General features: G+C 41.7%; 15 protein-coding genes. All 15 read left to right on the top strand.

Translation table 11 applies throughout. The features are described 5' to 3' along the window. Window positions 1-3 precede the first annotated feature (3 nt). The 15 genes from I858_RS13375 (at window position 4) to atpG (ending at window position 13,185) form a co-directional block, all read left to right on the top strand. Window positions 4-432 (top strand): low molecular weight protein arginine phosphatase, encoded by a 429-nt coding sequence (locus tag I858_RS13375; protein WP_049692926.1) that lies wholly within the window; start codon window positions 4-6, stop codon window positions 430-432. A 153-nt stretch (window positions 433-585) separates the two neighbouring features. After that, the gene (gene rpiB / locus I858_RS13370; RefSeq protein WP_049692925.1) at window positions 586-1,023 is read left to right on the top strand and encodes a ribose 5-phosphate isomerase B; all 438 of its coding nucleotides are present in this window, start codon (window positions 586-588) and stop codon (window positions 1,021-1,023) included. A 12-nt stretch (window positions 1,024-1,035) separates the two neighbouring features. Next, window positions 1,036-1,620, top strand: coding sequence for a TIGR01440 family protein (locus I858_RS13365; RefSeq protein WP_065524436.1), 585 nt, complete (start codon window positions 1,036-1,038; stop codon window positions 1,618-1,620). Next, window positions 1,607-2,842, top strand: a complete 1,236-nt coding sequence (glyA, locus tag I858_RS13360; RefSeq protein WP_049695229.1) for a serine hydroxymethyltransferase — start codon at window positions 1,607-1,609, stop codon at window positions 2,840-2,842. The genes I858_RS13365 and glyA overlap by 14 nt, the downstream gene beginning before the upstream one ends. Before the next feature lie 240 nt (window positions 2,843-3,082). Then, window positions 3,083-5,260, top strand: coding sequence for an EAL domain-containing protein (locus I858_RS13355; RefSeq protein WP_049695228.1), 2,178 nt, complete (start codon window positions 3,083-3,085; stop codon window positions 5,258-5,260). A gap of 191 nt (window positions 5,261-5,451) precedes the next feature. Continuing rightward, window positions 5,452-6,081 carry a uracil phosphoribosyltransferase gene (upp, locus tag I858_RS13350; protein ID WP_049695227.1) on the top strand — a complete coding sequence of 210 codons (630 nt, stop codon included), beginning with the start codon at window positions 5,452-5,454 and terminating at the stop codon, window positions 6,079-6,081. Window positions 6,082-6,100: 19 nt separating this feature from the next. Then, window positions 6,101-7,231 (top strand): non-hydrolyzing UDP-N-acetylglucosamine 2-epimerase, encoded by a 1,131-nt coding sequence (gene wecB, locus I858_RS13345; RefSeq protein ID WP_049695226.1) that lies wholly within the window; start codon window positions 6,101-6,103, stop codon window positions 7,229-7,231. Window positions 7,232-7,920: 689 nt separating this feature from the next. Further along, entirely contained in the window at window positions 7,921-8,142 is a 222-nt protein-coding gene (locus I858_RS13340) for an AtpZ/AtpI family protein (RefSeq protein WP_049694100.1), read from the top strand. Between the two features lie 3 nt (window positions 8,143-8,145). Next, window positions 8,146-8,517 (top strand): ATP synthase subunit I, encoded by a 372-nt coding sequence (locus I858_RS13335; RefSeq protein WP_049694101.1) that lies wholly within the window; start codon window positions 8,146-8,148, stop codon window positions 8,515-8,517. A gap of 27 nt (window positions 8,518-8,544) precedes the next feature. Continuing rightward, window positions 8,545-9,255, top strand: a complete 711-nt coding sequence (gene atpB / locus I858_RS13330) for a F0F1 ATP synthase subunit A (protein WP_049694102.1) — start codon at window positions 8,545-8,547, stop codon at window positions 9,253-9,255. Between the two features lie 57 nt (window positions 9,256-9,312). Further along, complete coding sequence (gene atpE, locus I858_RS13325) at window positions 9,313-9,537, top strand: F0F1 ATP synthase subunit C (protein ID WP_006829234.1); 225 nt, start codon at window positions 9,313-9,315, stop codon at window positions 9,535-9,537. A gap of 158 nt (window positions 9,538-9,695) precedes the next feature. Further along, a complete protein-coding gene (gene atpF / locus I858_RS13320; RefSeq protein WP_049694103.1) occupies window positions 9,696-10,217 on the top strand; it encodes a F0F1 ATP synthase subunit B in 522 nt (173 codons plus the stop codon). Beyond that, complete coding sequence (locus I858_RS13315) at window positions 10,214-10,744, top strand: F0F1 ATP synthase subunit delta (protein ID WP_049694104.1); 531 nt, start codon at window positions 10,214-10,216, stop codon at window positions 10,742-10,744. Before atpF ends, I858_RS13315 begins: the two co-directional genes overlap by 4 nt. 27 nt (window positions 10,745-10,771) lie before the next feature. Continuing rightward, complete coding sequence (gene atpA / locus I858_RS13310; protein WP_049694105.1) at window positions 10,772-12,280, top strand: F0F1 ATP synthase subunit alpha; 1,509 nt, start codon at window positions 10,772-10,774, stop codon at window positions 12,278-12,280. A gap of 47 nt (window positions 12,281-12,327) precedes the next feature. Beyond that, window positions 12,328-13,185, top strand: coding sequence for an ATP synthase F1 subunit gamma (gene atpG, locus I858_RS13305; RefSeq protein WP_049694106.1), 858 nt, complete (start codon window positions 12,328-12,330; stop codon window positions 13,183-13,185). The last annotated feature ends 176 nt before the right edge of the window (window positions 13,186-13,361 follow it).

Raw genomic sequence — 13,361 nt, 5'->3', positions numbered from 1 at the left:
ATGATGAACATTCTTTTTGTTTGTACAGGCAATACATGTCGCAGTCCGATGGCTGAAGCTATCCTATCCGCAAAACAAGGAGATAAAATAGAAGCGCGTTCGGCAGGGATATATGCAGGAATAGAGCCGCTAACTAAAAATGCACAGACGGTATTAGTACAACAAGGAATATCGTTTGATCATATGTCCAATCCTTTAGATATAGAGTCTTTAAAATGGGCAGAGTTGATTTTAACAATGACGCATTCGCATAAAATGACGGTTTTGCAAGTTTATCCGGAAGCTGCCACAAAAATTTATACAATAGCAGAATTTGCTGATGGTTCAACTAAAGACATTAGCGACCCTTATGGCGGCTCTTTGGCACTTTATAAAAAAACATTTGACGAACTTCAATCTTTAATTGATAAAATTATCGTAAAACTGACATGAAAGACGAAAGACAGACAGAGCTATAAAAGCCGAGTCTGTCTTTTTAGCGTAAAAATGGTAGAATTGATTAAAAGCGTGAAAGTAGTTTAGTAAGATTCAACAAAGGCGCTTTTGCTGATTGATAAATTTGATCTAAAGAAAAGAGGGAGTATCATGAAAGTAGCAATTTCATCAGATCACGGTGGCAATAATTTACGTAAAGAAATCGTTAACCTTATGAACGAAATCGGGATTGAATATAAGGATTTTGGTCCTCATACAGACGATTCGGTAGATTACCCAGATTACGCTAAGCCAGTAGCTGACCTTGTAGCAAGTGGGGAATTTGATCGTGGCATTTTGATTTGTGGTACAGGCATTGGTATGTCCATTTCAGCGAATAAAGTCAAAGGAATCCGTTGTGCATTAGTTCATGATGTCTTTAGTGCGAAAGCAACAAGAGGACATAATGATTCCAATATTTTAGCAATGGGCGAACGTGTTATCGGTCCAGGACTTGCACGAGAAATCGCGCAAACGTGGTTAACTGAAGAGTTTGAAGGCGGTAGACACGAAAAACGCATCCAAAAAATTACGGATCTCGAGAAATAAGGAGGAGTCGGCATGCAAACTTTATGGCAATTGCAACTTGAAGAGGTTTTAAGCGAATTAGAGCAACAGATCACATTCAGGAAAGGCCAAGTGTTTGTAGTCGGCTGTTCGACCTCAGAAGTAGCTGGAAAACGAATTGGAACGGGCGGGGGACTTGATATTGCAGAAGGTTTGTTTACACCGCTAGTGAAATTTGCGTCACGCCATCAGTTGTTTTTGGCTTTTCAAAGTTGCGAACACATTAACCGCGCCTTAACTGTCGAGCGCAAAGCAGCTGAAAAGTATGGCTGGGAACCCGTTTCTGTGATTCCGGTTTCCAAAGCTGGGGGCTCTATGAGTGCGTATGCATTTAGTAACATGATCGACCCTGTTGTAGTAGAAGAAATCCAGGCGCATGCAGGAATCGATATTGGACAAACAATGATTGGCATGCATTTAAAAAGAGTTGCCGTTCCATTGCGGACATCTGTTAAACTAGTAGGTGAAGCAATTGTAGCCACGGCCACCACACGACCAAAACTTATTGGCGGTGAGCGGGCAGTGTATAATCGAGAGCTTGTTCAATCACAGGAGGGGTATACGGATGGAATTGATTAAAGCGCAAGACCCAGCAGTATATGAAGCGATGAATGCAGAGAAAGAAAGACAAGAAGCGAATATCGAATTGATTGCTTCTGAAAACTTTGTTTCACAAGCTGTTATGGATGCACAAGGATCCGTGTTAACAAACAAATATGCAGAAGGCTACCCGGGCAAACGCTATTACGGTGGCTGTGAATACGTGGATATTGTCGAGAACATCGCGCGTGACCGCCTGAAAGAAATTTTCGGTGCAGATCATGCGAACGTGCAACCTCATTCTGGATCTCAAGCGAACATGGCTGTTTACACAGCAGTTTTAGAAAAAGGCGATACCATTCTTGGAATGAACTTAAATCATGGTGGACATTTAACACATGGCAGTAAAGTGAATTTCAGTGGCATGCAGTATAATTTTGTGGAGTATGGTGTTACGGAAGATGAGCAATTAATTGATTATGAAACTGTTCGTCAAGCGGCTTTAGAGCATAAACCGAAAATGATTGTTGCTGGTGCAAGCGCTTATTCACGTCAATTGGATTTCGCTAAATTTCGTGAAATTGCTGATGAAGTAGGGGCATACTTGATGGTCGACATGGCTCACATTGCGGGTCTAGTTGCGACTGGTGCTCATTCTAATCCTGTTCCTCATGCACATTTTGTTACATCCACTACACATAAAACGTTGCGTGGGCCGCGTGGCGGATTAATTCTCTGCAACGCAGAATTTGCGAAAAAAATTGATAAAACAATTTTCCCAGGAATTCAAGGTGGGCCGCTTATGCATGTGATTGCAGCAAAAGCCATTGCATTTGGCGAAGCACAGCAACCTGAATTTAAAACTTATATTGACCAAGTTGTAAAAAATGCCAACGTATTAGCCGAAGCATTGATCGCAGAAGGCGTTAACATCGTATCGGGCGGCACAGACAATCATTTACTACTACTCGATCTTCGTTCGTTAAATTTAACGGGGAAAGTAGCAGAACATATTCTTGATGAAGTGGGTATTACCACAAATAAAAACACGATTCCATTTGACCCGGAAAGTCCATTTGTTACATCAGGAATTCGTTTAGGAACAGCAGCTGTTACGTCTCGTGGGTTCAAAGAAGAGTCGATGAAAGAAATTGCTTCTATTATGGCGATGCTTTTGAAAAATCCAGAAGATGAGACAGTAAAAAAAGACGCAACAGAACGTACCGCAAAATTGACTGCTGCACATTCTCTATATAAATAATTTTTACAGCTGTCGAGGAAAGGGACTCGATAGCTGTATTTTTGTATTATAATAACAGTTGAGCTTATTGAACGGGCAACGTATAGTAGAAATATACAAATAAATGTACTTATTTTGGCTTATACATAAAAAGGGAAGATGTCTGTCGGTTTTATGACATAAGACAATAGTGAAAATCGGAATGCAAAAAAACCAATCCTTACACGTAACTAGCTATTCTAACGGCGGGAGGGGAAACACATGTATAGGGATGAGTTAAAGCGAGATAAAAGAGTGATTATGGAATGGCTACGTCGCCTTGGTATAGAATTTCACACACCCTTCTTAATCCTCAATACCGAACTAGAAGATCAACCAATTGTCTACGCAAATAATGCCTTCTTTAAGATGACTGGGTATAGTGAAGCGGAGACAATCGGGCGGAATGGACGATTTTTACACGGTATGAAAACAGAAAAAGAAGCGGTCAAAAAAGTGCGCGCTTGTGTAGATGCAAGCAAAGACGACATTATTGAAGTGGTGAATTACCGCAAAAACGGAGTCCCTTTTTGGAATGAAATAGCTATCCAACCGTTATCGTTCCCTGAGAAAAACGTTAAATTCACATTGATGTTGCAGCATGATATCACGGATCGTAAACGTTCAGAAGCGTTGATTAAACTGCAAAAAGAGACTTATCGAGGAATTGAAAAAGGCTATATGCTAAGCGTACTTCTACAGGACATTTGCCGTGTTTGCGAATCGTTCTTTATTGATGGTGCAAAATGCACTGTTCTTTTAGTTGGAGACGCGGAAGTTTACAAAATTGGTGCAGCCAGTTCGATGCCAATTGGCTTTCAAGAAGCGATTAGCGGATTGCGTGTAGAAGCGGATATCGGTACTTGTGGAGCAGCGTATCATCGAGGACAGCCAGTAGTCGTTGAAAATATGAATACAGACTATTTGTGGCGAAATCATCAGCCGTTAGTAAAAGAGTATGGACTGGTGTCAAGTTGGTCTATCCCTATATTTAGTGTGGAAGAATCCATCATTGGAACGTTTGGAATTTATTTTCCGGTGCCATTAACTCCGGATGCAGAAGATCTAGTATTTATGGAACAAGTAGCTTCAATTGCTTCATTGGTAATTAAATATTCTCAACAACAAGAAGAAATTTTACGACTTGCTTATGTGGATAGCAATACAGAGCTTCCAAATCAAAACTATTTCAGAAGTGAAATTGGTGAAATGTTGAGTGAAGACAAAGAAGGGTTTATTGCTTTTATTTCATCGGATGAGTACATAAAAGTGGTTGATCAATATGGTCATCGTGCAGGCGATACAATTATGCACGAAATGGGCAAACGATTAAACAAGATGCAAAATCATTCCAATGATTTGGTTGCGCGTTTTTCGGATTCTACAATTTCGATGTACAGTATGACTCCCTTCACTAAAATTCCTGAGTATTTAGAACAGCTGTTGCATGGGTTTTTAGAACCAGTCACTATAGGAGACATGGAATTGTTTCTTACTTTAAAAATAGGTGTCGCGATTGTCATGCCTCACCAAAAAGATTCCGAAGAGTTGATCCGATGTGCAGATAGTGCATTGTCTCAAGCAAAACTCCGCACAGGTGAAACCATTTCGTATTTTGAAAGTGAACTAGATGAATTTATGATGAAAGACTTACGTGTCGCGAACGAGTTGACGGCAGCACTTAGACGCAATGAAGTAGGCGTCTATTTGCAACCAAAAGTAGATTTGAAATCTGGTAAAATTTTAAGTTTTGAAGCATTAGCTCGTTGGACATCGCCGCAGCTTGGGACAATTCCGCCAGATGTTTTTATTCCGGCTGCTGAAAAAAATGGGAAAATTCAATTGTTAGAACAAAATATTTTGCGGCAAGTGTTGACATGGATGAAAAAGAGAGTGGATAAAGGCTTAAATTTGCGACAAGTCGCAATCAATATTTCAGCGGATCACTTTTTCCATCATTCTTTTGTTCCGAATTTAATGGATATGACCGCAGCGTATGGCATTGACCCGCAGTGGATTCAGTTGGAAATTACGGAGCGCATTGGCTTTGTCGATATCGAAATCGCAAATAAAGTATTTAAGCATTTAAAACAATGTGGATTTACTACTTCAATTGATGATTTCGGTACAGGATATTCTTCACTAAGTTATTTGCAAAAGCTCCCGATAGAAGAACTAAAAATTGATCGCTCATTTATTTCAAATATGAATGAACCGGGTACGTTGGCAATCATTCGCACAATTATTCAGCTTGCAGAAAATCTGAATATGTATGCGGTTGCTGAAGGCATCGAAACAGAAAAACAACGTCAAACTTTGTTAACCATTGGATGTAAAGTTGGGCAAGGGTATTTGTTTTACAAACCGATGCCGCTTAGTGAAGCGTTTCAACTAAAGTAAGTTAGACGCAAGCAGTTTAGCAGGATTTTACTGTGTTTTTCAAAAAATCGAGAGAAGTTTTCTCGTTTTTTTTGTGGAGAAATGTTTGTAGGTGAAAATAACTGAATCCCAGTAAAGCAGAATTCAACCACTTGAATCGTGGGTTTTCTGTTATACTATTTAAGATTAAGTTTGAAAAGGAGAGATAGGCAGTGGGAAAAGTATACGTTTTCGATCATCCATTGATCCAGCATAAAGTAACATACATCCGTGATAAGTCTACAGGTACGAAAGAGTTCCGTGAATTGGTAGATGAAATTGCTACGTTGATGGCTTTTGAAATTACACGCGACTTGCCGTTAGAAGAAATTGATGTTGAAACACCAGTTCAAATGGCAAAATCAAAAGTACTTGCAGGAAAAAAATTAGGTGTTGTGCCTATTTTGCGTGCGGGCATTGGCATGGTAGATGGAATTTTGAAATTGATTCCAGCCGCTAAAGTAGGTCATATCGGTTTATATCGTGACCCAGTCACGTTACAGCCAGTCGAATATTATTTGAAATTGCCTTCCGATGTTGAAGAGCGTGAATTTATTGTAGTTGATCCAATGCTTGCTACAGGCGGATCAGCAATCGAAGCAGTTAACTCGATGAAAAAAAGAGGCGCTAAAAAAATTCGATTCATGTGTATCATTGCAGCTCCAGAAGGTGTAGAGGCTCTACAAGCAGCGCATCCTGATGTCGATATCTTTATTGCCGCTTTAGATGAAAAGTTAAACGAAAAAGGATATATCGTTCCAGGTCTTGGAGATGCTGGCGATCGGTTATTTGGGACAAAATAAGAGAGTGAGGTAAATCAGCTTGACGAAAAAATGGAAAGTAATGACGATATTTGGTACACGACCAGAAGCCATCAAAATGGCACCACTTGTGTTAGAACTTCAAAAACATCCGGACACGATTGAACCATTGGTGACTGTTACGGCACAGCATAGAGAAATGCTGGATCAAGTGTTAGAGACATTCAAAATTACGCCTGATTTTGATTTGAACATCATGAAGGAACGTCAAACGTTGACGGATGTGACCATGCGCGCTATGCAAGGACTCGATACTATTATGAAAGAAGCAAAACCAGATATCGTTTTGGTACATGGGGATACGTCAACAACTTTTGCTGCGAGTCTTGCTGCTTTTTACAATCATGTAGCCATCGGTCACGTCGAAGCGGGCTTACGTACGCACAACAAGTACTCGCCTTATCCTGAAGAGATGAACCGTCAATTGACGGGAGTCATGGCAGATATTCATTTTTCACCAACTGAAAAATCAGCTCAAAATTTGCTTGATGAAAACAAAAAAGCCGAAACGATTTACATTACAGGCAATACAGCGATTGATGCACTTCAAACAACAGTTCGTGAAACGTATTCGCATCCGATTTTAGAGAAAATCGGTACCGATCGAATGATTTTGCTGACAGCGCATCGTCGTGAAAATCTAGGACAGCCAATGCGCAATATGTTCCGTGCGATTAAACGCTTGATCGAAGAGCACGATGACATTCAAGTGGTTTATCCAGTTCATATGAATCCAGCTGTCCGTGAAGTTGCAGACGAAGTATTAGGTCGCGATCCGCGCATTCATTTAATTGAACCGCTAGAAGTTCTCGATTTCCATAACTTTGCTGCGCGTTCATTCTTTATTTTGACCGATTCGGGCGGAATTCAAGAAGAAGCGCCTTCGCTGGGGAAACCGGTACTCGTTTTGCGTGATACGACAGAGCGTCCTGAAGGAATTACTGCAGGAACGTTGAAGCTTGCGGGAACCGATGAAGAAACGATTTATACGTTGGCGAAAGAGTTGCTAACAGATGAAGATGCATATACAGCGATGTCCCAAGCATCCAATCCGTACGGAGATGGCAAAGCATCTGAACGAATTGTTGAAGCGCTGCATGCGTATTTTTTAAAGTTGCAGAAGAGTGAGTGATTTACTTACTTTGCGAGATGTAAGTCACTCTGGCTGTGCGGCAAAAAACGCCGCTTCGCCAGATCGTCTTACACCTGTCAGAGCTAAACAGGCACTTTCACTTTTCGGGTTGTCTAGTTGCACCGGCCAGCTCCTCGGGGTCTTAAGTCAGCCTGGCTGTGCGACTGAAAAAACGCCGCTTCGCCATTCTGCCTTAAGCCCGTCGGAGCTATAATGGCCGATTTCACTTTTCGGGTTGTCTAGTTGCAAGTGCCTAGCTCTTCGGGATGTAAGTCACTCTGGCTGTGCGGCAAAAAACGCCGCTTCGCCAGATCGTCTTACACCTGTCAGAGCTAAACAGGCACTTTCACTTTTCGGGTTGTCTAGTTGCACCGGCCAGCTCCTCGGGGTCTTAAGTCAGCCTGGCTGTGCGACTGAAAAAACGCCGCTTCGCCATTCTGCCTTAAGCCCGTCGGAGCTATAATGGCCGATTTCACTTTTCTAATTAAAATTTGTCGACAATATGTCGGAGAAAAATCGCTTGTGAAGTTTTTCACTTCTACTAATTGACATGATTTTACCCCTAATGTATGCTTACAAAGGGTATGCATGAGAAGGTTTTCTTACATAGATTATGTGATTTGGAAGCCTGATGCGACTGCTCTTTTTTAGAGCGTAATGTCAAATCAACGAAGTTCGAGGGGGTTATCATGCGCCCAACAAAAAGTCCCTTACAAGCGATGGCCATTTATAGTGCCATCCTGACACAACTTGTCGGGTCCGTTCTCATCGGTATTTTCACTGGAAAGTGGCTCGATGAAAGGATCGGAACCGCACCGTTTTTTATGATCATTTGCCTTTTCATGGGCATCACTGTCGGTGTTTGGGCAATGCTTCAGACTGTCCGCAAATTCGAATCAGGAGACATGTAGAAAATGGAAGGACTTAGGGAGATATACACAAGACTGAAAAAGATGATTTTCTTCATCTTGGCGTTCTACGTTATTGGTTGGGGGTTTACTCCTTATCAAGAGGTGTTCTTAGGTCTCATCATCGGAACTTTGTTCGGCATTTACAATATGTGGATTTTGGTTCGGCGGATGGAGAAATTCGATCGTGCGGTGGCAGAAGGCTCGAAAGTTCGTTCTCTTGGAACGGCATTACGGTTTGCATCAGGTGTTGCAGCTGTCGCGATTGCGATTTTGTTCGCAGAGCACGTTCACTTGGTCAGTACAGTAATAGGGTTGATGGTCCCTTATGCTCTGTTATTAACAGAGCGGATTGTTTATCACGTGAAACACCATTAACAATGTGGAAAGAGAGGTGAAACTATCGTGGATCACAGCGCTCCTATGCTTAAGGTGCTCGGGATCTGGTTCAACCTATCAAACGTTATGATGCTCCTTGTAGCCGCTCTTATCGTTTTCCTAATTGCTTTTATCTCCACACGTAATTTGCAACTCAAACCAACAGGTATGCAAAACTTCATGGAATGGATCATGGATTTCGTTAAAGGGATTATTAAAAGCAATATGGACTGGAAAGATGGTGGCCGATTCCACGTTCTTGGAATCACCCTGATCATGTTCATTTTTGTATCGAACATGTTAGGGCTTCCATTTTCAATAGTTGTCTACGGGGAACTTTGGTGGAAATCACCAACAGCTGATCCAACGGTAACGATGACATTAGCCGCAATGGTGCTTATCTTAAGCCATTACTATGGTATTAAGTTAAAAGGGTTCAAATCATATGCCGGAGGCTACACCAAGCCGATGAAATTCTTGTTCCCATTAAACATCATTGAGGAATTTGCAAATACGCTGACACTCGGTCTGCGTCTTTACGGGAACATCTATGCGGGGGAAATCTTGCTGACTTTGTTAGCAGGCCTCGCATCAGCAGGTGCATTTGGATTCGCATCCGCAATCGTGCCGATGATGGCATGGCAAGGATTCTCGATTTTTATCGGGGCAATCCAAGCGTTTATTTTCGTTATGTTAACGATGGTCTACATGTCGCATAAAGTTGCCGACGATCATTAAGTATAAAACCGCTCATCGAGCAAAAAAAAACAACTATCCTGAGGAGGACATATCACAATGACAGGTTCATTAGGTTTATTAGCAGCAGCAATCGCAGTAGGTTTAGCAGCACTAGGTGCAGGTATTGGTAACGGTCTTATCGTTTCAAAAACAGTTGAAGGTATCGCTCGCCAACCAGAAGCACGTGGCGTATTACAAACAACTATGTTTATCGGTGTTGCATTGGTTGAAGCATTGCCAATCATCGCTGTAGTTATCGCGTTCATCGTTATGAACCAATAGCATTTCTATGCAAAAGTTAAATGGTGGGGATGCTTCGACACGGTTTTCACCATTTAAACTTGTAGCAACTATTTTTTTAGAACACAAATAATGACAATAAAAGATTTTACGATATAGAAGAAATTGCATTTTAGGCTCTTGAAGGGAGTGAAACAATCGTGTTTTTTGATCACCTCGTACTCGGTGCAACCGGGGAGTTTTTAAATATTGGAGACATTCTCGCAACATTTGTCATCTTCATTTTGCTCATGTTGCTATTGAAGAAATTCGCATGGGGTCCTTTGATGGGCGTAATGCAGCAACGTGAAGATTTGATTAAAAGTGAGATCGAAACTGCTGAAAACAGCCGTCTAGAATCACACAAATTGCTTGAAGAACAGCGCAGCCTTCTTAAAGATGCGCGTACACAAGCACAAGAAATCGTTGAAAACGCTAAAAAGCAAGGCGAAGTTTCGCGTGAGGAAATCATTACAACAGCACGTGCTGAATCTGGTCGCATGAAAGAAGCAGCAGTTCAGGAAATTGCTAACGAAAGAGATAAAGCGATTTCAGCTGTTCGTGAAGAAGTTGTGGCATTGTCATTACTTGCTGCTACGAAAGTGCTTGAAAAAGAAATCTCTGAGGAAGACAACCGTCAGTTGATTAACGAAACGATTGCGAAGGCAGGCGAAGTTCAGTGAGCCAAGTTTCAGAACGCTACGCTTTAGCATTGTTCCAAGTTGCTCAAAAGCATGATTTGTCTTTGGCTATTGAACAAGATTTGCGTGAAGTGAAAAAAGTCTTCGACATGACTCCGGAACTTTACAACTTGATTGTTTCTCCAAAACTATCAGCTGATAAACGAACAAATTTAATCAATCAAGTGTTTAATGGCGCAAATCCGTTTGTTGTCAACACACTTCAACTAATGGCAGAGCGCAAACGATTGAACGAAGTTGGCTCTATGGCTGATGAGTTTGTGGCTTTGTCTAATACAGCACAAGGAATTGAAGATGCAATAGTTTATTCTACACGTCCATTGACTGAAGAAGAACGCGCATCTGTCTCTTCTGTATTCGCTAAAAAAATGGGTAAACAATCGTTACGAATTGAAAACATTCTCGATCCGTCGTTACTCGGTGGGTTGCGTATTCAAATCGGAAATCGCATTTATGACAGCAGCGTGAGCACGAAAATGGCACGTCTAAAACGTCAATTAATCGGTTAATTATGAAATTATGAGAGGGTGACATACATGAGCATCAAAGCTGAAGAAATCAGCGGTCTGATTAAACAACAGATTGAAAATTATCAATCAGAGATGAAAGTTGACGACGTTGGTACAGTAATTACCATTGGTGATGGTATCGCGCGCGCTCATGGCCTCGACAATGTCATGGCTGGAGAACTTGTAGAGTTCGCAACTGGTGCTATTGGTATGGCGCAAAACTTGGAAGCCAACAACGTTGGTATCATTATCCTTGGTCCATACACAGACATCAAAGAAGGCGATGAAGTACGTCGAACTGGCCGTATTATGGAAGTACCAGTAGGACATGAACTTATCGGACGTGTAGTAAATCCACTTGGAGAGCCTGTTGACGGTCTTGGCCCAATCAACACGACAAAAACGCGTCCAATTGAAAGCCCTGCACAAGGCGTTATGGCCCGGAAATCGGTTCATGAGCCACTTCAAACAGGAATTAAAGCGATTGATGCACTTGTACCAATCGGTCGTGGACAACGTGAATTGATCATCGGTGACCGCCAGACGGGTAAAACTTCTGTCGCTATCGATACGATTTTAAACCAAGCTGGCGAAGATATGATTTGTATCTATGTGGCAATTGGACAAAAAGAATCTACTGTTCGTAACGTAGTAGAAACTTTCCGTAAAAACGGAGCTCTTGATTACACAATCGTTGTAACGGCTTCAGCTTCACAACCTGCTCCTTTGCTGTACTTGGCTCCTTACGCTGGTATTACAATGGCTGAAGAATTCATGTTTGAAGGCAAACATGTGTTGATCGTCTATGATGATCTAACAAAACAAGCATCTGCTTACCGCGAACTTTCACTATTGCTTCGTCGTCCACCAGGCCGTGAAGCTTATCCAGGTGACGTTTTCTACTTGCACTCACGTTTACTTGAACGTGCTGCGAAGTTAAACGAAACTCTTGGAGCAGGATCCATCACAGCATTGCCGTTCGTTGAAACGCAAGCTGGCGATATCGCTGCATATATTCCTACAAACGTTATCTCGATTACAGATGGTCAGATTTTCCTTCAGTCGGATCTATTCTTCTCGGGTGTACGCCCAGCGATCAACGCAGGTCTTTCTGTATCACGTGTTGGTGGTTCAGCTCAGATCAAAGCAATGAAAAAAGTTGCAGGTACATTGCGTTTAGACTTAGCGGCTTTCCGTGAACTTGAGTCATTCTCTCAGTTTGGTTCAGATCTTGATGCTGCAACTGCTGCGAAACTTGAGCGTGGGAAACGTACGGTTGAAGTCTTGAAACAAGACTTGAACAATCCAATCAAAGTTGAAAAACAAGTGGTTATTTTCTACGCGTTAACTCGTGGATTCCTTGACGACATCGCGATTAAAGACATTTCTCGTTTTGAAGCTGAATTGACAAGCTGGTTGGATTCTAACCACACAGAAATTTTGGATACGATTCGCACAACTAAAGGATTACCTGCTGATGACGCATTTGGTGCAGCGATCAATGAATTCAAACGCACATTTGCAAAATCAGAGTAGTACTGAGTTCGAATACGAAGAAAAAATAATAAGGTGGTGAAATACCAGTGGCATCATTACGCGATATAAAAAGCCGAATTACGTCAACTAAGAAAACAAGTCAAATCACAAAAGCCATGCAAATGGTTTCTGCATCTAAATTAAGCCGTGCGGAAGTAAACGCGAAAGCGTTCGTTCCATACATGCACAAAATTCAGGATGTTGTCGCGTCCATCGCTGCAGGATCTTCGGATACGAGCAACCCGATGATGATTGCTCGCCCTGTAAAGAAAACAGCTTATTTAGTGATTACATCAGATCGTGGACTTGTAGGCGGATATAACAGTAATATTCTTCGTACCGTTATGACAAAAATCCGTGAACGACATACATCTAATGATGACTTTGTTATCCTAAGCGTTGGCCGGAAAGGAAAAGAATTCTTTGCGAAGCAAGGAATGACGATTCTTGAAAGTGCAATTGCACTACCCGATCATCCGACGTTTGCGGATATTAAAGAAATAACGCGCAAAGCTGTTGGTATGTTCTCAGATGGTACATATGACGAAGTTTATATGTATTACAATCACTTTGTTTCAGCAATTCAACAAGAAGTCACAGAGAAAAAAGTCTTGCCGCTGACGGACATTCAACCGACCGGATCAACTGCATCATACGAGTTCGATCCTTCAGCAGAAGCAATTTTGGAAGTTCTTCTTCCTCAATACGCAGAAAGCTTAATCTTTGGGGCCGTTCTTGATGGCAAAGCGAGTGAACATGCTGCATCCATGACAGCAATGAAGAGCGCGACCGATAATGCGTCTGATTTGATAACTGGATTGACACTTCAATACAACCGTGCGCGCCAAGCAGCAATCACACAAGAAATTACTGAGATTGTCGGCGGAGCATCTGCTTTAGAGTAAGAACAGCAGAGGTGCCCAAGTAGATTCGACGGGCTTAAGGTAGAACACGAAGAAAATATAATTTTCGTAGTAGGCTGACTTAAGACCTCGAGAATCCGGGTGCTGAAGGTTGAACAATAAAAATTACGAGCATCCCTAAAAGGGAATTTTATAAAAAAGTAAGACAGGAGGGAACA

The organism is Planococcus versutus, from assembly GCF_001186155.3.
Taxonomy (GTDB): Bacteria; Bacillota; Bacilli; order Bacillales_A; family Planococcaceae; genus Planococcus; species Planococcus versutus.
Note: the sequence above shows the minus strand (reverse complement) of the source record. Positions and strands in the feature narration are given on the sequence as shown.

What these genes read in the sequence shown, in the direction of transcription:
- I858_RS13355 (WP_049695228.1), top strand. Translation starts at nt 3,083, where the DNA reads ATGTATAGGGATGAGTTAAAGCGAGATAAAAGAGTGATTATGGAATGG.
- I858_RS13375 (WP_049692926.1), top strand. Translation starts at nt 4, where the DNA reads ATGAACATTCTTTTTGTTTGTACAGGCAATACATGTCGCAGTCCGATG.
- I858_RS13365 (WP_065524436.1), top strand. Translation starts at nt 1,036, where the DNA reads ATGCAAACTTTATGGCAATTGCAACTTGAAGAGGTTTTAAGCGAATTA.
- rpiB (WP_049692925.1), top strand. Translation starts at nt 586, where the DNA reads ATGAAAGTAGCAATTTCATCAGATCACGGTGGCAATAATTTACGTAAA.
- atpE (WP_006829234.1), top strand. Translation starts at nt 9,313, where the DNA reads ATGACAGGTTCATTAGGTTTATTAGCAGCAGCAATCGCAGTAGGTTTA.
- atpA (WP_049694105.1), top strand. Translation starts at nt 10,772, where the DNA reads ATGAGCATCAAAGCTGAAGAAATCAGCGGTCTGATTAAACAACAGATT.
- glyA (WP_049695229.1), top strand. Translation starts at nt 1,607, where the DNA reads ATGGAATTGATTAAAGCGCAAGACCCAGCAGTATATGAAGCGATGAAT.
- I858_RS13340 (WP_049694100.1), top strand. Translation starts at nt 7,921, where the DNA reads ATGCGCCCAACAAAAAGTCCCTTACAAGCGATGGCCATTTATAGTGCC.
- I858_RS13335 (WP_049694101.1), top strand. Translation starts at nt 8,146, where the DNA reads ATGGAAGGACTTAGGGAGATATACACAAGACTGAAAAAGATGATTTTC.